The sequence below is a fragment of the Virgibacillus sp. LDC1 genome, assembly GCF_025792345.1.
In the GTDB taxonomy this organism is placed as follows: domain Bacteria; phylum Bacillota; class Bacilli; order Paenibacillales; family Paenibacillaceae; genus Paenibacillus_AQ; species Paenibacillus_AQ lautus.
In genome coordinates, this window is the sequence record NZ_JAOXLZ010000009.1 from 44,487 (window position 1) to 62,658 (window position 18,172).

Consider the following 18,172-nt stretch of genomic DNA (forward strand, 5'->3'; position numbering starts at 1 on the left):
GATACGCCCTCCCACAAGAAACCTGAAGAATTAGATCTTCTCCACTTGAGTATAATCCAACTCCAGCGGGGTTTCCCGTCCAAACATGTTGACGTGAACTTTCAACTTGCTCTTTTCAGCCAAAATCTCTTCCACGGAGCCCACAAAATTCGCAAAAGGACCAACCTTGATACGAACGGATTCCTTGATGTCGAATTCGATCTTCGGTTTCGGCTCTTCCATGCCCATATGCTTCAGAATCTGTTCTACTTCTTCTGGAAGCAAAGGCGTCGGTTTAGAACCGGACCCTGTCGAACCAACAAAACCGGTCACTCCTGGTGTATTGCGGACAACATACCAAGAATCATCGGTCTGAATCATTTCGACCAAGACATATCCCGGGTAAACTTTACGCATGACGGTTTTTTTCTTGCCGTCTTTGTTTACGATTTCTTCTTCCATCGGAACAAGAACGCGGAATATTTTGTCCTCCATGCCCATGGACTCGACACGTTTTTCCAAATTGGCTTTGACTTTATTCTCATACCCAGAGTAGGTATGAACTACGTACCATCTTTTTTCCATATCAAGCCACCTGGGACCCTTCTAAATTATCGCTTCGATCACAGCGGAAATACCGATGTCTACAACCCAAAAATAAATCGTGACAAACACAATGGTGCCGAGAACAATTAAAGTATAGTTCGTCAGTTCTTTACGATTAGGCCAGCGAACTTTTTTAAGTTCCGCCCAGCTTTCAGAGAAAAAGGAAAACAGAGACTTGAAACCACGTTTCACGCCGACTACACCTCCAAAAGAAAACTATCTGGTTTCGCGATGAGGAGTTTGCTCGTTACAGAACTTGCAAAATTTCTTCATCTCCATGCGGTCGGGGTGATTTCGCTTGTTTTTGGTGGTTGTGTAGTTTCTTTGTTTGCAGCTTGTACAAGCCAAAGTGATAATTACCCGCATGATGTGCACCTCCCGAAGACGTCCTTCTTTGTCAGAAGAATCGATATTGATCCTAGTAGAAACAACCTTGTTCTCATCGAAACCCGGTTATTTCTGCGAGATGAATAAAACCGTTGTTCCAAAAGCTGTAACAACGATCCATTCATAAAACACGCGAATTTAGGCCTACCTAAAACACTTTATCACAAGGATAGCGCCATTTCAAGCCTTTTTCTCTCTGATTGCGGGCTGCAATAAATGCCATTGCCAGCTAAACCAGGGAATGAGTCCCCGGAATATTGTAAACAACTCGCTGTAAAAAACTGTGGCGTTTCACAGTCTTTGTCCATTCTGCATAGCATTTAGTCTATATCCAGTATGTTCAATCTTCCAACAGATGAAACACCAAATATTACACATTTTGCGTTTTGCGAAAATGGACATCTTTGAATATCGTCCTATCCTATCTGCCAACAAATGATAATAACGACAAAGGATACGCAGATCCTTCGCCGGCCATTCTGATTTAAAAACGATCAGGCAATTAAAAAAAGGCTCTGATTGAGCCTTCTGCTTCTTATCCGACGCTTGCTATTAATTATCCCTGACTTCCAGATAACGTTCAAGCTTTCGCTTTACCCGTTGGAGTGCATTGTCAATCGATTTTACATGACGCCTTAAATCTACCGCAATCTCTTGATAGGATCGACCGTCCAAATAGAGCATCAGGACTTTTCGTTCCAGATCGCTTAAGATTTCTGACATCTTGTCTTCCAGGCCGACAAATTCCTCTTGATTAATGATCAGTTCCTCTGGATCGCTTACCGCAGTACCGCAAATGACATCCAGCAGCGTACGGTCCGAATCCTCATCATAAATCGGCTTGTCCAATGAGACATACGAATTGAGCGGAATATGCTTCTGTCTCGTAGCGGTCTTAATTGCCGTAATAATCTGTCTGGTAATGCAGAGCTCGGCAAAGGCCTTGAACGAGGACAGCTTATCCCCTTTAAAATCACGAATTGCCTTGTACAGCCCGATCATGCCTTCCTGGACAATATCTTCCCGGTCAGCACCAATCAGAAAATAAGAGCGGGCTTTAGCACGTACAAAATTCCGGTATTTATTGATCAAATACTCCAGCGCCCCGCTATCACCCTCGCGGACCGCCTCGACAATGTCTTCATCGCTTATCACATCATACCCTGACAACATGACTTCCTTGAGGTCCACACTCAATAGAATCCCTCCGGCCCGGAACGCACGGTAGCCCGTCACTCGCTTGAAATATATGACAAGTATATATGATGTCTACTAGACCGTCAACCACGTTCTACCTAAAATAGACTGATAATAACATTTAATGTAAACTTTTTCGTAGATTCATATACCGTTTCATTCTCCAAATGAGCCGACCTTTCGTCCCTATTGTGTAAAACAGCACTATTCCCTTCGCCAGCGCTCGAACATCTGTCTCACATCCGGCGGCAGCTTCCCGTCAAGTGTATTCCTGCTCTTGGTCTGCTCTTTCGTTATTTTCTGCTTCACTTCGCGCTCGCTCTGCTCCACTTCGTTCAGCAATTCCCGGGCGGACAGCCGGAGTGCTCCCCGAGCAAAAATCACGTGCTGCTCAATTAAATCGCTGGTCGCCACATAAATTTTTCGCCGGCGGTGGCTGAACTCTCCGACTAACCGTTCAATGCACTCATCGGCCGTTTCCTTCTCCTTCGTAAAAAACACCTGAACCTTGCCTTGCGTGTAGGATTTCCCCAATCCAGGAACCCGGTATGCGTCAAAAATCACCACGACTCTGAGGCCTGAATACGCCTGGTAATCCGCTAATTTCTCAAGCAGCATGTCTCGCGCTTCATGCATGCTGCTATTGGCGAGCTTCGCAAGAAATGGCCAGCCGCCGATCATATTATAACCGTCGACCAGCAGCACATCCCGCCAATCGGCCATCATTGCTAACCTTGAAGGCGGCGACGGCGAAGCACTTCGTACATGACGACACCTGCGGCAACCGAAGCATTAAGCGAGTTGATTTTTCCGGCCATCGGCAGTTTCACAAGCACATCGCATTTCTCACGGATCAGACGCCCCATCCCTTTATTCTCATTACCGATAACGATAGCGACCGGTCCGTCAAAAACCTCGGTGTCATACAATTCCTGTACCGCGTCAACGACGGTGCCGACAACCCACACGCCCATTTCCTTCAGCTGATCGATGGTTTGGCCCAGATTGGTCACTCTGGCTACGGGCACATACTCTACTGCGCCGGCGGATGTTTTGGACACCGTTGCCGTAACTTGTGCCGATCTGCGCTTAGGCAGTATGACGCCATGAGCACCCGTGCAGTCTGCCGTTCGGAGAATCGAACCCAGATTGTGCGGATCCTCGATCTCATCAAGAAGCAGCAGGAAAGGCGGTTCGCCTTTTTCCTCCGCGACCTTCAGCAAATCTTCCACTTCCACATAAGCATAGGGTGCCGCTTGGGCAACCACGCCTTGATGCTGAACCCCCGGAACCATCTGATCCAGCTTGCGTTTGTCCACATGCTGAATGACAATGCCCAATTTCTTCGCTTCCGCGATGATCGGCAGGGTCAGATGCTTTTGCGCATTTTCGGCAATCCATATTTTGTTGATCGTACGTCCTGATTTGAGCGCTTCCGTTACGGAGTGCTTACCAGCCACTACTTCCTCTTCTTGCAACATGTAGGTCTCCTCCTGCATATCAGCCGGCGTCCCCTGAAGAAACACCGGCTGTATCGTTTCAATGTTGATGCCATATTGTCCTACGGTCTATTTAACAGACCCCTCAATAAACTCGATGCTCTTCCCGATGAGCTCACGGAGACGGTCCTGCTCCCCCGTATAATATAAATACCCAACAAGCGTCTCAAATGCCGTTGCATGCCGATATTCGAGAACGTCTGCATTTTTGGGGATGCTGCCTGATTTGGCATTGCGTCCCTGACGAACAACATCACGCTCTTCTTCCGTCAGCTCCGGATCCAAAAAAGCCAATATCCGACTCTGTGCCTTCGCCGACACAAATCCTGTTGCCGTCCGGTGCAAGTGATGAGGGCGGAGATTCGCTCTTGATATCAAAAACTGCCGCACCGCCACCTCATAAATGGCATCCCCGATATAGGCAAGCACGATCGGCGGGATTAACCGGGCGGGCTTTGACGGCGGAAAATCGAACCAGCCTACTGCGGGATCATGATGCTCAGGCCCGCTCATTTACGCCGCCAGCGCATACCTTGCGCCGTATCCTCAAGCACGATGCCTTCGTCCGCCAGCTTGTCGCGGATTTCATCCGCTCGGGCCCAGTTTTTATTCTTCCGGGCTTCGATACGTTCGGCAATCAGAGCTTCAATCTCCTCATCCAGCAATTCATCCGTGCCTGTATTTACGATGCGCAGCACGCCGTTCATATCGTTGAAAGCGCGCAGCACTTCATACAGGTCCGCCGCAGGAATCGAAGCCTCCTTCAGCAGCTGATTCGCCTCGCTGGCCCATTGGAACATGGCGGTGATGGCGTCCGGCGTGTTGAAATCATCCTGCATTTTCTGGTGAAATTCGACAAGCACGGCCGATATTTTATCCGCAACTTCCTGGCTTACGTTATCGTCCTTCGAGCCGATCGCAGTACTCAATCGATGCTCGACATTAGCCGCCGCATTCGCGAGGCGGTCCACGCTGTTCTGCGCCTGCTCCATCACCTCATCGCTATAATTCAGCGGGTTGCGGTAGTGGGTGGACAACATGAAATAGCGGATCGCTTCTTTCGTATATTGTTCACGAAGTTCCTTAACCAATACACCATTTCCTAACGATTTCGACATTTTCTCGTTATTGATGCGGATATATCCATTGTGCATCCAATAGTTCGCCAGCGGTTTGCCCGTCAGCGCCTCGGACTGCGCAACCTCGCATTCATGGTGCGGGAACTGCAGATCCTGGCCGCCGCCATGGATATCCAGCGTATCCCCGAGATAACGACGGGCCATGGCAGAGCACTCAATATGCCAGCCCGGGCGGCCGTCGCCCCAAGGACTGCTCCAATAGATCTCTCCGGGCTTCGCGGCTTTCCATAGAACGAAGTCCTCCGGGTTTTCTTTCCGCTTATCCACCTCAATCCGGATACCGAATTGCAGCTCATCGAGATTTTGCTGGGACAGCTTGCCGTAATCGTCAAATTTGCGGGTCCGGTAGAATACATCTCCCCCGTTCTCATAAGCAAAGTCGCGGTCAATGAGTTCCTGGATGAATTCGATAATGCTCTCCATATTGTCCGTTACCCGCGGATTTAATGTCGCTCTTGGTATGCCGAGACCGTCCAGATCCTCGTAATAGGCGTTAATAAACTTATCCGCAACCTCCGGAACGGTAGTCCCGGTTTGCTCGGCTTTCCGGATCATTTTGTCATCCACATCCGTAAAGTTCACCACGTAATTCACATCATTACCCTGATTCTCAAAGTAAGCTCGAACCACGTCGAAAAAGATCATCGGCCGAGCATTCCCGATATGGATATAATCGTACACGGTAGGACCGCACACGTAGATCTTTACTTTCCCAGGTTCCTGAGCAACAAATGTTTCTTTCATACGGGTTAGCGTGTTATAGATTTGCAGTGCCATAGGGTATCATCTCAATCCTTTCATTCCATCGCTTATTATTCCTTCACGGCTTACGCGCTTACTCTTCTTTGACCGAAGACACAGCAGCCTCGGGTACCATGCCTTGAGGCTGGTTTCGTTTGCTCTCATGAAGCTCCGCCCGGAGCTGATCGATCTCCTTCTGCATCGAACGGAGCATATCCACAATCGGATCGGGCAGATTCGTGTGATCCAGCCGGTCGCGCACCCGCTCCCCGTTCTGTTTCACAATTTTCCCCGGATTGCCGACAACGGTGCTGTTTTGGGGAACAGGCCTTAATACGACTGCATTGGAACCAATGTTACAGTTATCCCCAATCGTAAAGGAACCTAGCACTTTCGCCCCCGATCCGATGACCACGTTGTTACCGATGGTTGGGTGCCGCTTGCCTTTTTCCTTACCGGTTCCACCGAGGGTAACCCCCTGGTAGATCACCACGTCATCCCCAATCTCACAGGTCTCTCCAATGACAACCCCCATCCCATGGTCAATGAACAGCCGATGCCCGATACGGGCTCCCGGATGAATCTCGATCCCTGTCATAAACCGGCTGAACTGGGATATCAACCGGGCCAGCGTATACCATCGCCGCTTAAATAATGCATGAGCTACCCGGTGCGCCCACAGTGCGTGAAGCCCCGAGTAGGTGAATACCACTTCAAAAAGTCCCCGGGCAGCCGGGTCATTCTCGAACACTGTCCGAATATCCGATTTCATTTGTTTAAACATGAACGCTCCCTCTTTCCCCTCTTCCAATCGCGCATGCAACTTGCTATCCATCGTTATTCCTGTAAATAAAAAACGCCCCTGCAGCTTATCGCTGCAGAGGCGCTAGACCGCGGTTCCACTCTGCTTAGAACCGGCACAAGCTTCCTCCCTTCGTCAGGGACGGATTCTACCGATTCTCTTCATGTCATTAACGGCAGACGACCGGCATGATCTAACGATTGTGTTCGCTTCAACCATGCAGCTCACAGGTGCATTTCCGCTGCAGGCGACGGGACAACTCTCAGCCGGCAAATTCAAGTGGTCCTTGTCTTCTGCCGATTGTCCTCTCTGGAACGTGCCTGTTTTACGCGTACTTCTCCTGATCGTAGCTTTTAATACGTTTTATATTTGTAGATCTAGGTGAGGGAAACAACGCTCTATAGAACGCTGCGCTGACGGATTGTGCTTCCGATCGCTGTTGCCTTCCGATTTCTTTAACGATATCACATAGGTGGAAATCGGAAGACAAAGGCGAACGCTTCGCTTCTACAGCATAATTCCGTCCTCTCCGCTGCTTCTCCGTATGAGTTGTTGCTACCTAACCTAGATCAAAGAATATTTCACTTATAGTTTGGTGTAATTATAACTGATCATATACGGGCTGACAAGGAACGTTTATCGGGGAAGCCGCCCGAATTATGCGCCTTTGATCTGAGAGCGCAAACGGTCAAGCACGCGATCCCTGCCCAGCAGCCAGATCGTCTGGTTCAGGTCGCGGCCATGGGTTTGTCCCGTCAAGGCTACGCGGATCGGCATAAAGAGCTGTTTGCCCTTAAATCCGGTCTCTTTCTGGACTTCCTTGATCAGCGCCGCAATCTTCGGAGCGTTAAACTCATCACTCTGCTCGATCTTCGCAAGGAATGCCGACAATACGGCTGGCACCTGCTCGCCGCCCATCACTTCAATCCCTTCAGCGTCCAGCTCCAGATGCGTACGGAAGAACACTTCCGACAGATCCACGATATCCGAAACAGCGGTCATCTGCTCCTGATAGAGCGCGACGAGCGCGCGCGCCCATTCCTCTTGCTCGGCCGTAAGCTCGGACGGCAAGCGGCTGGCTTTCTGCAAGTGCGGAATGGCTAGATCCGCAATCCGATCCGGATCCGCATTCTTGATGTACGTGTTGTTGAGATGAGCCAGCTTGTTCGTATCGAATACCGCTGGGCTCTTGGATAGACGATGCTCATCAAAGATCGAGATCAGCTGCTCTTGGGAGAAGACTTCCTCTTCCCCTTCGGGAGACCAGCCAAGCAGCGAGATGAAGTTGAACAGCGCTTCAGGCAAATAGCCAAGCTGGTCATACTGCTCAATGAACTGGATGATCGATTCATTACGCTTGCTCAGCTTCTTGTGATCCTCGCCCACGATCAAGGTCATATGTCCAAACTGAGGCGGCTCCCAGCCAAAAGCTTCATAGATCATCAACTGACGCGGCGTATTGGAGATATGGTCCTCCCCACGGAGCACATGGCTGATCTTCATCAGATGATCGTCTAATGCTACCGCGAAATTGTAGGTAGGAATGCCGTCTTTTTTGACGATGACGAAGTCGCCCGTCTCTTTGCTGTTAAACGAAATCGTGCCCTTCACCATGTCATCGAACGTGTAGATACGATCTTCCGGAACGCGGAAGCGGATGCTCGCCACACGGCCTTCAGCCTCAAGCGCTTGCCGCTGCTCTTCCGTCAAATCCCGGTGCTTTCCGGAATAGCGCGGCGTTTCGCCGCGAGCCATCTGCTCTTCCCTCTCCTGCTCCAGCTCTTCCTCCGTGCAGTAGCAGCGGTAAGCAAGCCCTCGATCCAAGAGATCCTGCCAATATTCTTTATAAATATCAAGACGCTCGGTCTGGCGATAGGGTCCGTACTCGCCTCCGACATCCACGCTCTCATCCCAGTCCATGCCCAGCCATTTCAAGTATTTCAGCTGGCTTTGCTCTCCGCCTTCTACGTTGCGTTTTACATCCGTATCCTCGATGCGGATAATGAATTTCCCGTTGTTCTTGCGGGCGAATAAATAATTGAATAATGCCGTTCTGGCATTGCCGATATGTAAATGTCCCGTTGGACTCGGTGCATAGCGCACGCGGACTTCTCCGGTCATTGTAACCCCTCCGCTTCCCTATTCTTTCAAAATTCCCAGCTCAAAAAACTCCCTTATTGAACACATACTTCAAGATGATAGCATACCTTTTACGAGGCAGACAACCGATTGCGCGGCGATTCCTTCGCCCCTACCGGTAAACCCGAGCTGCTCGGTTGTGGTCGCCTTCACGTTAACCTGCTCCACCTCGGCATCCAGCGCTTTGGCGATCACTTCCGCCATTTGCGGAATATAGGGTGCCATCTTCGGCTTCTGTGCAATTATCGTAGAATCGATATTTCCAAGTGTATACCCGCGTTCCTTCGCCATGACCCATACCTGTTCCAAAAGCTTCAGGCTGTCGGCGTCTTTAAAGGCAGGATCGTTATCGGGAAAGTGACGACCAATGTCGCCAAGCCCAAGCGCCCCCAGGATCGCGTCCGTTACGGCGTGCAGCAGCACGTCAGCGTCGGAGTGCCCGAGAAGCCCCTTGTCATAAGGAATCGTAACGCCTCCGATAATGCACGGCCTTCCTTCTACGAGCTGATGTACGTCAAACCCCTGTCCTACTCGAATCATCCCATGTCCTCTCCCTTACGATTCTGTAAAAAAGCTGCATATTCCAGATCCTCCGGTGTGGTGATCTTAATATTGCTGTATTTCCCCTCCACCACGGTTACCGGATGTCCTGCTCGCTCCATCAGCATGGCATCGTCAGTGCCTGTAAACCCATCCTTCGCTGCAGCCTCATGTGCAGACAGCAGATCGGAAAGACGAAAAGCCTGTGGGGTCTGGACGGCCCACAGACTTTGACGGTCCGGGGTTCCTGTAATCAACCCCTCACCGTTCACCTGTTTAATCGTATCCTTCACGGGAACCCCAAGTACCGAGGCGCCCTCACGGATTGCCGCATCGCGGCAGGATTCAATTTCCTCTTGCGTTACAAACGGCCTTACGCCGTCATGTATCATTACCCACTCTGAAGAAATTTGCTTGATGCCTTGGTATACGGACTGCTGCCTCTCGCTTCCCCCCGGAATTACAGCGGACACCTTGTCCAAACCGTATTCCTGAATCCAGGATTCGCAGCGAGGGACATCCTCCATCCCCGTCACAAGCACAATTTCCTGCAGCCATGGTATCCGGCTGAATGCTTCAAGCGTATGAACGATAATGGGCTTTCCGTTCAGAGCCAGGTACTGCTTGCTCTCCCGGGTGCCCATTCTCGTTCCTTTTCCCGCCGCTACAATGACAGCGCCAAAGTTACTCATCAAGCACCAAACTCCTGTCTCACCCAACACGTCACAAACGGACGAATAGCGGATATGTATATCCCCATCATACCCCTTTACTGGGCTTTTTCCAACAGTTTTGGTTTCGCGAAGATCATCCGGCCCGCCGAGGTTTGCAGTACGCTGGTAACGAGCACCTCCATCATCGTGCCGATGTACTCGCGACCGCCCTCCACGACGATCATCGTGCCGTCATCCAAATAAGCGACGCCTTGACCATGCTCCTTGCCGTCCTTGATAATCTGCACCAAAATTTCTTCCCCTGGCAGGACCACCGGTTTCACTGCGTTGGCGAGATCATTAATGTTTAACACCGACACGCCCTGCAGCTCACAAACCTTATTCAAGTTAAAATCATTCGTAACTACTTTGCCTTGAAGCACTTTGGCCAGTTTCACCAGCTTGCTGTCGACTTCGGATATTTCCTCAAAGTCGCCTTCATAAATGAGTACCTTGACGTCCAGCTCTTTCTGGATTTTGTTCAAAATATCAAGGCCGCGCCGACCGCGATTTCGCTTAAGAAGGTCGGAAGAATCCGCAATATGCTGAAGCTCCTCCAGAACAAACTCAGGAATGACAATCGTTCCTTCGATAAATCCGGTTTTGCAAATATCTGCAATTCTCCCGTCAATAATGACACTCGTATCCAAAATTTTATGTTCCTCTATGCGCCGGCCCTCAGGCTCAGCAGCTTGACTCCACTTGCCCGACATCCACAGGGAAGCCAGTTCATCCTTCTTCTCCAGTCCAATGCGAAACCCGATATAACCGCCGAGCAGCGTAATGCCAACCTGCAGCAGCTGCCCAGCCTGTCCTAGCAAGGACAAACCTGGTGACAGCAATAGAGACAGCAGCAGGCCGCTCAACAGTCCGGCAGTACCCGCAGCCAGCTCATTCATCGGAATCCGGGAGAACGAAGTGATCAGGCTGTGCAGCCATCTCGTGACCCGATCCGCTGACAGCACGCCGATCATGCCAAACAATAATCCTCCAAGCACCGCGAAGGCTCCGCTTCCCGCTGCAAATAAACCTTGTCCAAATATAGGCGAGAGCCCTGAGAAAGATCGTTCCATTGTATGATATAACGTATACCCGCCCCATGCTCCGCATAATACTGTAAATGCTAAAATAGCTTTTTTTACCATGAGCTTCCGCACACCTCCTTTTTATACCTGAATATCCTTGCTTCTATTTTCCAGTATGGTCCAATTTATAAAGTCGTAATCGTGCCGGCCCATCTTTTTTTAAGATTATCGAATGTAAAAGTGTTCAGTGAAACCAAATAAATTGGATAATCAGATGATAAACGTCTTCCAAAATGCGGTCTGTCTTCTATACAAAGTGCGCTGATTGACGTTTTTTTATTATATTTCCATATCCCCATATCCTACCGGTTTCGCCTACCCCCATCAGGCTTTGACGTGTACTGACATCCACCTCACGAATGGAATTGACCGCCTTCAGACACCTGAAATTGGTTGAAATCGCCTGAAGTAGTGGAATATAATGAACTCAATTCATAATATCGAGGTGGATGTATAAATGAGCGCTCCTAGTTTACAGGCTTTTCAGGACCAAGTTTCCGAATTGTTGCTCCGTCACCGCAGTCTCTTGGATGTTCTGTCTAAAAATGGTCAAAGCAATGCTTCAGTCAACCGGGCCGTAACCAAGGCCATCACAGAATGCGGATGCATCGAGCTCCACGCCACGAAGCAAACCTTCGATATCGGCGCTGATCTCGAATCAGCCCGGGAATTAGCCGGCACGCACGTCGAAGGCCATCTGTGCGAGAATTGCCGTGAAGCGGTAAGCACCGAGCTTGGCCGCAACCTGTTTTATATGTCTGCTCTTGCGAATCTTCTGGACATTCAACTGGATGAGGTTGTTGTCAAGGAGTCGCAGAAATGCTCCACATTGGGTATTTTCAACCTGTCGTAAAGCCGCTAGCATGATGACGGTTCGAAACGGCAAGGTACTCACATGCATACAAAAAAAGCATTTATCTCGCTGCAATAGCAGGGAAATAAATGCTTTTTATTTTGGATATATGACCGAAATTGGCTTATCGGTCAGAGGATTGATAGGCCTCATCTGAATTGGAGTCATCCTTTTTGCGCCGTTTTTTGCGGTTCAGCCTGCGAAAATTCTGCTGCAAGCCATACCCTGCATACAGGACCAATGGCAAGAATATCAGCATGGAGGTCTGCTCCGGAAAGAACACGGCAACCATGACTGCACCAATGATGACGAGCGGGGTAAATTTAATCGCTGTTTTCGGAATGCCAATCTTCTTGAAGTTCGGGTACTTGACTGCGCTAACCATGAGGTAAGAAAGCAGTAATACGGCAATAATCATATAAGGTGCTGTAATCTCTTCATGGAATAACGCCAAGGTTGCCAGCACGCCTCCCGCAGCGGGGATCGGCAGGCCGATAAAATAACCCGGTATGCCCGGACGAACATTAAATCTTGCAAGCCGCAGTGCGCCGCACATCGGAAATATGGCGGTCACTGTCCAAGCCAGTGCAGTATTGATATCCGTAAATGCTACGGTATACATAATGAGTGCCGGCGCTACGCCAAAAGAAATTACATCGGATAAGGAGTCAAGTTCCTTACCGAATTCGCTCTGGCAATTCAAAGCCCGAGCTACCCGACCGTCCAGTCCGTCAAGGAGCATGGCAATGATAATCATAATGGCGGCCATACTCGTTCGACCTTCCGTCGCCAAGATGATACCAATCATTCCGAGAAACAGATTACCTAAAGTAAACATGTTCGGAATTGATTTCGTCATTTTTATATTCACCTCGTTAATGTACGTTCGAACATCGATTGTAGGGCTTTTAGATTTGTCTGTCAATGAATACTTGTTCTTGCAAACGTTTCAGGCCTTCTTTAATGGTGCGTGCGCGAACCTCGCCGATCCCGTCAACTTCATCAAGCTCATGGATGGAAGCGGTCATAATGCTGGATAAGTCATGGAACTGGTCCACCAGGTTGCGAATGATCACATTCGGAAGACGAGGGATTTTGTTCAAAATCCGGTAACCGCGCGGCAGTATTTCTTCCTCCGAAGCAGCGGCGGAAGCCGGGTAACCAAGAAGCCGCACAATATGGTGAATGTCCAGCAGCTCCTCATCCGTTGAACGCTTGAGCGCCAGAATGATCTCGCGGATCTTCTCCTCGCTGTACTCCCGGGCATAGTCTGCATACAGCAGCCAAGCCTCCTCCTCCATATTGCTCACAAGCTCATCCATCTGCATGCTGATCAAGCGGCCTTCGTTGCCAAGCTCGTTGATATAGCGCTTGATCTCCTTCTTGATGCGGAGCACCATCTCCACTCGCTGAATCACGTTCACGACTTCCGGAATGGTGACCAGCTCTTCAAATTCAGATGCCGAAAGGTTGGTGAGCGATTGATTAAGCACCACGCGGTATCGCTCCAGCGTCTGTATAGCCTGATTGGCCTTTGTTAGGATGACGCCGATTTCCTTCAATGCATATCGCAGCGATCCTTGATACAGCGTAATAATGTTACGGCGCTGCGAGATGGATACAACCAGCTTGCCTGTCTGTTTCGCTACCCGTTCCGCTGTTCTGTGCCGTATCCCTGTCTCGATGGAAGAGATCGAGGAATCCGGAATCAGCTGGGTATTCGCATATAAGATCCGTTTCAAGTCTTCACTCAGGATGATGGCGCCGTCCATCTTGGCCAGCTCGTATAAATAGTTTGGCGAAAAATCGCAGTTAATGGAGAAGCCGCCGTCGACAACTTCCATTACCTCCGGGCTGTAGCCCACAACGATCAGGGCGCCCGTCTTCGCCCGCAGCACGTTCTCCAGTCCGTCGCGAAACGGCGTTCCCGGTGCTACCAGCTTTAGCAAATCATTCATTTTGTCCAGTTGGCTCGTTTCTTTCACCTTCGTATGCCCCCTAATCTAACGCAACCGCTAATGCATCTGCAACGGTGTTTACTCCTATAATTTGTATTCCTTTCGGATGCTTCCATCCCTTCAAACTCTTCTCCGGCATGAGTACGCGCTTAAAGCCCAGCTTCTCGGCTTCCCTTACTCTTTGTTCCGCTCTGGAAACGGCGCGAACCTCGCCGGTCAGACCAACCTCGCCAAAGATGACATCATACGGCTTGGTCGGAATGTCTCGGAAGCTGGATGCAATGCTAACCGCTATGGCCAAATCTACCGCTGGTTCATCAAGCTTCACGCCGCCAGCTACATTCAGATAGGCGTCTTGGGTTTGCAGGTACATGCCCATCCGTTTCTCCAGCACGGCAATGATCAGGTTCATGCGGTGGTGGTCCACCCCTGTACCCATCCGGCGCGGTGACGGGAAGTGGGTTGTGGAGATGAGCGCCTGCAGCTCGACCAGAACCGGGCGCGTTCCCTCCATGCTCGCAACAACGGTCGAACCCGCTACGCCTAAAGGCCGTTCAGATAAAAACAGTTCCGATGGATTCCCGACTTCGCGAAGCCCATCCTCACCCATCTCAAAAATGCCAATCTCATTCGTCGAACCGAAACGGTTCTTCACCGCGCGAAGCAAACGGTAAGTGTGGTGACGCTCTCCTTCAAAATAAAGCACACAGTCCACCATGTGCTCCAGCATCCTTGGGCCTGCAATAGCGCCTTCCTTGGTCACATGACCAACCAGAACGGTCGCTATGCCCTTCACCTTCGCCAATCGCATGAAGCGTGCCGTACACTCCCGTACCTGGGATACGCTCCCCGGCGCACTGGTTACCTCCGGCAAATACACCGTCTGAATGGAGTCAATGACAACAAAGCCAGGCTGCACGTTCTCAATGGCTTCCTCGATCGATTCCAGATTGGTTTCACAGAGGACAAACAGCTCCGGGGACAGCGCCCCGAGCCGATCTGCACGCAGTTTGGTCTGGCGTACGGATTCCTCACCGGAAATGTACAGAACGCGAATGCCGTTCTGGGCCAATCGGTTGGAGGCTTGCAGCAGCAGCGTGGATTTGCCGATGCCGGGGTCACCGCCGACTAACACCAGCGAGCCCGGGACAAGCCCGCCCCCGAGCACACGGTTCAATTCCGCAATGCCCGTCTGGATTCTGGGTTCTTTACCGCTTTCTATATTTATGATCGAAAGGGGTTTTTCTTTACTATGAAAAAGAGGGGAATTCATCCCCTGCGTCTTGATTACCGTCTCGGTCTCTTCTACCATGGAATTCCATGATTGGCAGCCCGGACATTTTCCGAACCATTTGGGCGCTTCATAGCCGCATTCGGTACAGAAAAATTTCGTTTTAGTTTTTGCCATGTGAGTCTCCTTTATGTCGCACATCATTTGTCGGATTCCGTAAAACCCTGCAAAATCAGGCATTACTCAAAGTTTACCATTTCTTATAATTCAACGTAAAGGCTAATCGGAAACTTTACGCGGGATGAGAAGGATTTGTTTCAAATTTGAAGGGTCGGGGGCAGATCGACATTATTTTTGCTGCAATTTATCAAAATAAATACATGTAAACCATACATGTCCGCATTGCTGTCGGATCGTTCTTACGATCGCTGTTAAAACCAGGAAACTGGAATTGGAATCATGGTCGTTTCCCCGTTTTAAAGGCGAACGCTGTCGCTTCTTCAGAACGATTCCGTCCTCTCCGCTAGGTTGATACATGAGGATCTGTTCTCCTAATTCGCTAATCATCCCTTTGCCTAATTAATTTACCGATTTAAACAGCCCCGATCATTTCATTTACATAACTTCTGAGCATCCAAGTTTCTGCCCCATACAAAACCCTTCATCTTCCATTAATCTCAAAATCAAAAACCCCGCCGGATTTAAATCCAGCGGGGCAGTGTTGTTGTTCCAACTTATTCAGTTTCGGCTGCTGATGCGGCAGTGACACTTTCGTTCTTGTTCACAACCAGTTCGCCATTCGCTTCATCGATGACGAGCGAGTCGCCCTTGGCCACAGTCCCTTTCAACAGCTCTTCGGAGAGACGATCCTCGATGTGCTTCTGGATAGCCCGACGCAGTGGGCGCGCACCGAAGGTCGGATCGTAACCTTCCTTGGCGATGAAGGCCTTCGCCTTGTCGGTGAGCTCGAAATGCACCTCGAATTCCTTCAGACGCTTACGCAGCTCGTCGGACATCAAAGTCACGATTTCGGCAATGTGTTTCTCTTCCAGAGAGTGGAACACGATGATCTCATCAATCCGGTTCAAGAACTCTGGACGGAAGCTCTTCTTGAGCTCATCCATCACTTTGCCTTTCATGTTGTTATAATCGCGGCCTGCATCCGTCACCGCAGTAAAGCCAAGCGTAGAGTTCTTCTTGATTGCTTCCGCTCCCACGTTGGAGGTAAGAATGATCAGTGTGTTGCGGAAGTCCACCACGCGGCCCTTGGAATCGGTCAAGCGTCCGTCTTCCAGCACTTGAAGCAAGATGTTGAATACCTCAGGGTGCGCCTTCTCGATTTCATCGAGCAGCACAACGGAATAAGGTTTGCGGCGTACCTTCTCGGTCAGCTGACCGCCTTCTTCGTAGCCGACATATCCCGGAGGCGCTCCGACGAGACGTGATGTGGAATGCTTCTCCATGTACTCGGACATATCGATCCGTACAACCGCATTCTCGTCTCCGAACATCGCCTCCGCAAGGGCGCGTGCCAGCTCGGTTTTACCTACTCCGGTAGGCCCCAGGAAGATGAAGGAGCCCATTGGACGCTTCGGATCTTTCAGGCCTGCACGTGCCCGGCGAACGGCACGGCTCACCGCTTTGACCGCTTCCTCTTGACCGATGACGCGGCTGTGCAGAATTTCTTCCAGATTCAGAAGACGCTCGGTCTCTTCTTCTTTCAGTTTATTTACAGGAATACCGGTCCAGTTGGCTACAACGTCGGCAATATCCTCCGGAGTTACCTCGGAATCGGTACGTCCTTGTTTTTCTTTCCATTGATTCTTCGTGATTTCAAGTTCTTCACGAAGCTTCTGCTCCGTATCGCGCAGCGCTGCAGCTTTCTCGAATTCCTGGCTTTGGACAGCTGCGTCTTTCTCTTTGCGGATGTCCTCCAGATGCGCTTCCTGATCTTTCAGATTCGGCGGTATAGTATACGTATGAAGGCGAACTTTCGAACCGGCCTCGTCAATCAGGTCAATCGCTTTATCCGGCAGGAAGCGGTCCGTAATGTAGCGGTCGGACAATTTCACGGCCTGCTCGATCGCTTCATCCGTAATTTTTACGCGGTGATGCGCTTCGTAACGGTCACGCAGTCCATACAAAATCTGAATGGCTTCCTCCGGCGATGGTTGGTCCACCGTAATCGGTTGGAAACGGCGCTCGAGAGCAGCGTCTTTTTCAATATATTTGCGGTATTCGTCCAGTGTGGTTGCCCCGATGCACTGAAGTTCTCCGCGTGCCAATGATGGCTTAAGGATGTTGGAAGCGTCAATCGCACCTTCTGCACCGCCTGCACCGATCAAGGTATGCAGCTCATCGATGAACAGAACAATGTTACCCGCTTGACGAATCTCATCCATAATTTTTTTCAAGCGATCCTCAAACTCGCCGCGGTATTTCGTTCCAGCAACAACCGAGCCCATATCCAGCGTCATGACGCGTTTGTCACGCAGTGTCTCTGGAATTTCATTGTTAATGATGCGTTGGGCCAGGCCTTCCGCAATCGCCGTCTTACCTACCCCTGGTTCACCAATCAACACCGGGTTGTTCTTCGTACGGCGGCTAAGTACCTGAATCACGCGCTCGATTTCTTTGCTGCGGCCAATGACCGGATCCAGATTGCCTTCCTTGGCAATGGCGGTCAGATCGCGAGCGAGACTGTCCAGTGTAGGCGTGCTTACGTTTTGCGGCGTGCCATGATGGCTCGATACCGCTTCGCTGCTGCCGAGCAGCTGCAGCACCTGCTGCCGGGCTTTGTTCAGACTAATGCCAAGGTTGTTCAGCACACGTGCGGCAACCCCTTCGCCTTCACGAATCAGCCCCAGCAGAATATGCTCCGTACCTACGTAGGTATGACCAAGCTTACGAGCTTCGTCCATGGAGAGCTCAATTACCTTTTTCGCTCTAGGCGTATAAGCAATGTTGGTAGGCTGCTCCTGTCCGCGTCCGATTAATGTTTCGACTTCATCCTGAATTTTTTCAAGACCAAGTCCAAGTCCGATCAGCGCTTTGGCTGCAATGCCGTCTCCTTCACGAATAAGTCCTAGCAGGATATGTTCTGTGCCGATATTGTTGTGCCCCAGACGTACCGCTTCTTCCTGAGCCAATGCAAGCACCTTTTGTGCACGTTCCGTAAATCTGCCAAACATCATAGTATTGCACCTCCACGTTTCAATTAATATATTGAACCTCGCGGATTTCGGTGTATCGTCAGCTATAGGACGCTTAAACCGTCATCCAACTGTAAAGCGAGTATAGATC

The 18,172-nt window shown here is 50.3% G+C and carries 19 protein-coding genes; 2 read left to right on the forward strand and 17 right to left on the reverse strand.

The window, feature by feature from the left end; all coding sequences use genetic code 11:
* Positions 1-30 precede the first annotated feature (30 nt).
* From nusG to cysE, 9 genes are all read right to left on the reverse strand, one after another.
* The gene (nusG, locus tag OHJ21_RS32040; RefSeq protein ID WP_006212939.1) at positions 31-564 is read right to left on the reverse strand and encodes a transcription termination/antitermination protein NusG; all 534 of its coding nucleotides are present in this window, start codon (positions 562-564) and stop codon (positions 31-33) included.
* 21 nt (positions 565-585) lie between these two features.
* Positions 586-777: a preprotein translocase subunit SecE gene (gene secE, locus OHJ21_RS32045; protein ID WP_006212940.1), complete on the reverse strand. Its 192-nt coding sequence runs from the start codon at positions 775-777 to the stop codon at positions 586-588.
* A gap of 24 nt (positions 778-801) precedes the next feature.
* Positions 802-951: a 50S ribosomal protein L33 gene (gene rpmG / locus OHJ21_RS32050; RefSeq protein WP_006212941.1), complete on the reverse strand. Its 150-nt coding sequence runs from the start codon at positions 949-951 to the stop codon at positions 802-804.
* A 573-nt stretch (positions 952-1,524) separates the two neighbouring features.
* Positions 1,525-2,169, reverse strand: coding sequence for an RNA polymerase sporulation sigma factor SigH (gene sigH / locus OHJ21_RS32055; protein WP_006212942.1), 645 nt, complete (start codon positions 2,167-2,169; stop codon positions 1,525-1,527).
* A 204-nt stretch (positions 2,170-2,373) separates the two neighbouring features.
* A complete protein-coding gene (locus OHJ21_RS32060) occupies positions 2,374-2,892 on the reverse strand; it encodes an NYN domain-containing protein (protein WP_100541555.1) in 519 nt (172 codons plus the stop codon).
* A gap of 5 nt (positions 2,893-2,897) precedes the next feature.
* Positions 2,898-3,650: a 23S rRNA (guanosine(2251)-2'-O)-methyltransferase RlmB gene (rlmB, locus tag OHJ21_RS32065; RefSeq protein ID WP_113061177.1), complete on the reverse strand. Its 753-nt coding sequence runs from the start codon at positions 3,648-3,650 to the stop codon at positions 2,898-2,900.
* A gap of 87 nt (positions 3,651-3,737) precedes the next feature.
* Positions 3,738-4,181, reverse strand: coding sequence for a Mini-ribonuclease 3 (locus OHJ21_RS32070; protein ID WP_100541557.1), 444 nt, complete (start codon positions 4,179-4,181; stop codon positions 3,738-3,740).
* Positions 4,178-5,584: a cysteine--tRNA ligase gene (cysS, locus tag OHJ21_RS32075; RefSeq protein WP_326120794.1), complete on the reverse strand. Its 1,407-nt coding sequence runs from the start codon at positions 5,582-5,584 to the stop codon at positions 4,178-4,180. Before cysS ends, OHJ21_RS32070 begins: the two co-directional genes overlap by 4 nt.
* A gap of 58 nt (positions 5,585-5,642) precedes the next feature.
* The gene (gene cysE, locus OHJ21_RS32080) at positions 5,643-6,332 is read right to left on the reverse strand and encodes a serine O-acetyltransferase (RefSeq protein ID WP_100541559.1); all 690 of its coding nucleotides are present in this window, start codon (positions 6,330-6,332) and stop codon (positions 5,643-5,645) included.
* 181 nt (positions 6,333-6,513) lie between these two features.
* Between cysE and OHJ21_RS32085 the strand changes: the two genes are divergently transcribed.
* Positions 6,514-6,735, forward strand: a complete 222-nt coding sequence (locus tag OHJ21_RS32085; RefSeq protein ID WP_133120365.1) for a hypothetical protein — start codon at positions 6,514-6,516, stop codon at positions 6,733-6,735.
* A gap of 272 nt (positions 6,736-7,007) precedes the next feature.
* Here the strand turns inward: OHJ21_RS32085 and gltX are convergent, their stop codons facing one another.
* The 4 genes from gltX to OHJ21_RS32105 all read right to left on the reverse strand — a co-directional run bounded on the left by gltX (position 7,008) and on the right by OHJ21_RS32105 (position 10,887).
* A complete protein-coding gene (gene gltX, locus OHJ21_RS32090) occupies positions 7,008-8,471 on the reverse strand; it encodes a glutamate--tRNA ligase (protein ID WP_100541560.1) in 1,464 nt (487 codons plus the stop codon).
* Positions 8,472-8,540: 69 nt separating this feature from the next.
* Entirely contained in the window at positions 8,541-9,029 is a 489-nt protein-coding gene (ispF, locus tag OHJ21_RS32095) for a 2-C-methyl-D-erythritol 2,4-cyclodiphosphate synthase (RefSeq protein WP_100541561.1), read from the reverse strand.
* Positions 9,026-9,721, reverse strand: coding sequence for a 2-C-methyl-D-erythritol 4-phosphate cytidylyltransferase (ispD, locus tag OHJ21_RS32100; RefSeq protein WP_486022328.1), 696 nt, complete (start codon positions 9,719-9,721; stop codon positions 9,026-9,028). Before ispD ends, ispF begins: the two co-directional genes overlap by 4 nt.
* 77 nt (positions 9,722-9,798) lie before the next feature.
* Positions 9,799-10,887 carry a PIN/TRAM domain-containing protein gene (locus OHJ21_RS32105; RefSeq protein WP_100541563.1) on the reverse strand — a complete coding sequence of 363 codons (1,089 nt, stop codon included), beginning with the start codon at positions 10,885-10,887 and terminating at the stop codon, positions 9,799-9,801.
* A 397-nt stretch (positions 10,888-11,284) separates the two neighbouring features.
* Here OHJ21_RS32105 and OHJ21_RS32110 point away from each other — a divergent pair, with 397 nt between their 5' ends.
* Positions 11,285-11,680: a nucleoside triphosphate pyrophosphohydrolase family protein gene (locus OHJ21_RS32110; RefSeq protein WP_071221035.1), complete on the forward strand. Its 396-nt coding sequence runs from the start codon at positions 11,285-11,287 to the stop codon at positions 11,678-11,680.
* Between the two features lie 124 nt (positions 11,681-11,804).
* Here OHJ21_RS32110 and pssA read toward each other — a convergent pair whose 3' ends face one another.
* From pssA to clpC, 4 genes are all read right to left on the reverse strand, one after another.
* Complete coding sequence (gene pssA, locus OHJ21_RS32115; RefSeq protein ID WP_164817531.1) at positions 11,805-12,539, reverse strand: CDP-diacylglycerol--serine O-phosphatidyltransferase; 735 nt, start codon at positions 12,537-12,539, stop codon at positions 11,805-11,807.
* A gap of 49 nt (positions 12,540-12,588) precedes the next feature.
* Positions 12,589-13,665, reverse strand: coding sequence for a DNA integrity scanning diadenylate cyclase DisA (gene disA / locus OHJ21_RS32120; protein ID WP_009594677.1), 1,077 nt, complete (start codon positions 13,663-13,665; stop codon positions 12,589-12,591).
* A 13-nt stretch (positions 13,666-13,678) separates the two neighbouring features.
* Positions 13,679-15,046 (reverse strand): DNA repair protein RadA, encoded by a 1,368-nt coding sequence (gene radA, locus OHJ21_RS32125; RefSeq protein ID WP_009594669.1) that lies wholly within the window; start codon positions 15,044-15,046, stop codon positions 13,679-13,681.
* Between the two features lie 557 nt (positions 15,047-15,603).
* Positions 15,604-18,063, reverse strand: a complete 2,460-nt coding sequence (gene clpC / locus OHJ21_RS32130) for an ATP-dependent protease ATP-binding subunit ClpC (RefSeq protein ID WP_486022332.1) — start codon at positions 18,061-18,063, stop codon at positions 15,604-15,606.
* Positions 18,064-18,172: the final 109 nt, after the last annotated feature.

Coding starts and splice junctions, on each gene's coding strand:
- OHJ21_RS32085 (WP_133120365.1), top strand. CDS start 6,514: ATGTCATTAACGGCAGACGACCGGCATGATCTAACGATTGTGTTCGCT.
- ispD (WP_486022328.1), bottom strand. CDS start 9,721: ATGAGTAACTTTGGCGCTGTCATTGTAGCGGCGGGAAAAGGAACGAGA.
- OHJ21_RS32070 (WP_100541557.1), bottom strand. CDS start 4,181: ATGAGCGGGCCTGAGCATCATGATCCCGCAGTAGGCTGGTTCGATTTT.
- cysE (WP_100541559.1), bottom strand. CDS start 6,332: ATGTTTAAACAAATGAAATCGGATATTCGGACAGTGTTCGAGAATGAC.
- OHJ21_RS32110 (WP_071221035.1), top strand. CDS start 11,285: ATGAGCGCTCCTAGTTTACAGGCTTTTCAGGACCAAGTTTCCGAATTG.
- OHJ21_RS32105 (WP_100541563.1), bottom strand. CDS start 10,887: ATGGTAAAAAAAGCTATTTTAGCATTTACAGTATTATGCGGAGCATGG.
- rpmG (WP_006212941.1), bottom strand. CDS start 951: ATGCGGGTAATTATCACTTTGGCTTGTACAAGCTGCAAACAAAGAAAC.
- ispF (WP_100541561.1), bottom strand. CDS start 9,029: ATGATTCGAGTAGGACAGGGGTTTGACGTACATCAGCTCGTAGAAGGA.
- clpC (WP_486022332.1), bottom strand. CDS start 18,063: ATGATGTTTGGCAGATTTACGGAACGTGCACAAAAGGTGCTTGCATTG.
- nusG (WP_006212939.1), bottom strand. CDS start 564: ATGGAAAAAAGATGGTACGTAGTTCATACCTACTCTGGGTATGAGAAT.
- OHJ21_RS32060 (WP_100541555.1), bottom strand. CDS start 2,892: ATGGCCGATTGGCGGGATGTGCTGCTGGTCGACGGTTATAATATGATC.
- pssA (WP_164817531.1), bottom strand. CDS start 12,539: ATGACGAAATCAATTCCGAACATGTTTACTTTAGGTAATCTGTTTCTC.
- radA (WP_009594669.1), bottom strand. CDS start 15,046: ATGGCAAAAACTAAAACGAAATTTTTCTGTACCGAATGCGGCTATGAA.
- cysS (WP_326120794.1), bottom strand. CDS start 5,584: ATGGCACTGCAAATCTATAACACGCTAACCCGTATGAAAGAAACATTT.
- gltX (WP_100541560.1), bottom strand. CDS start 8,471: ATGACCGGAGAAGTCCGCGTGCGCTATGCACCGAGTCCAACGGGACAT.
- rlmB (WP_113061177.1), bottom strand. CDS start 3,650: ATGTTGCAAGAAGAGGAAGTAGTGGCTGGTAAGCACTCCGTAACGGAA.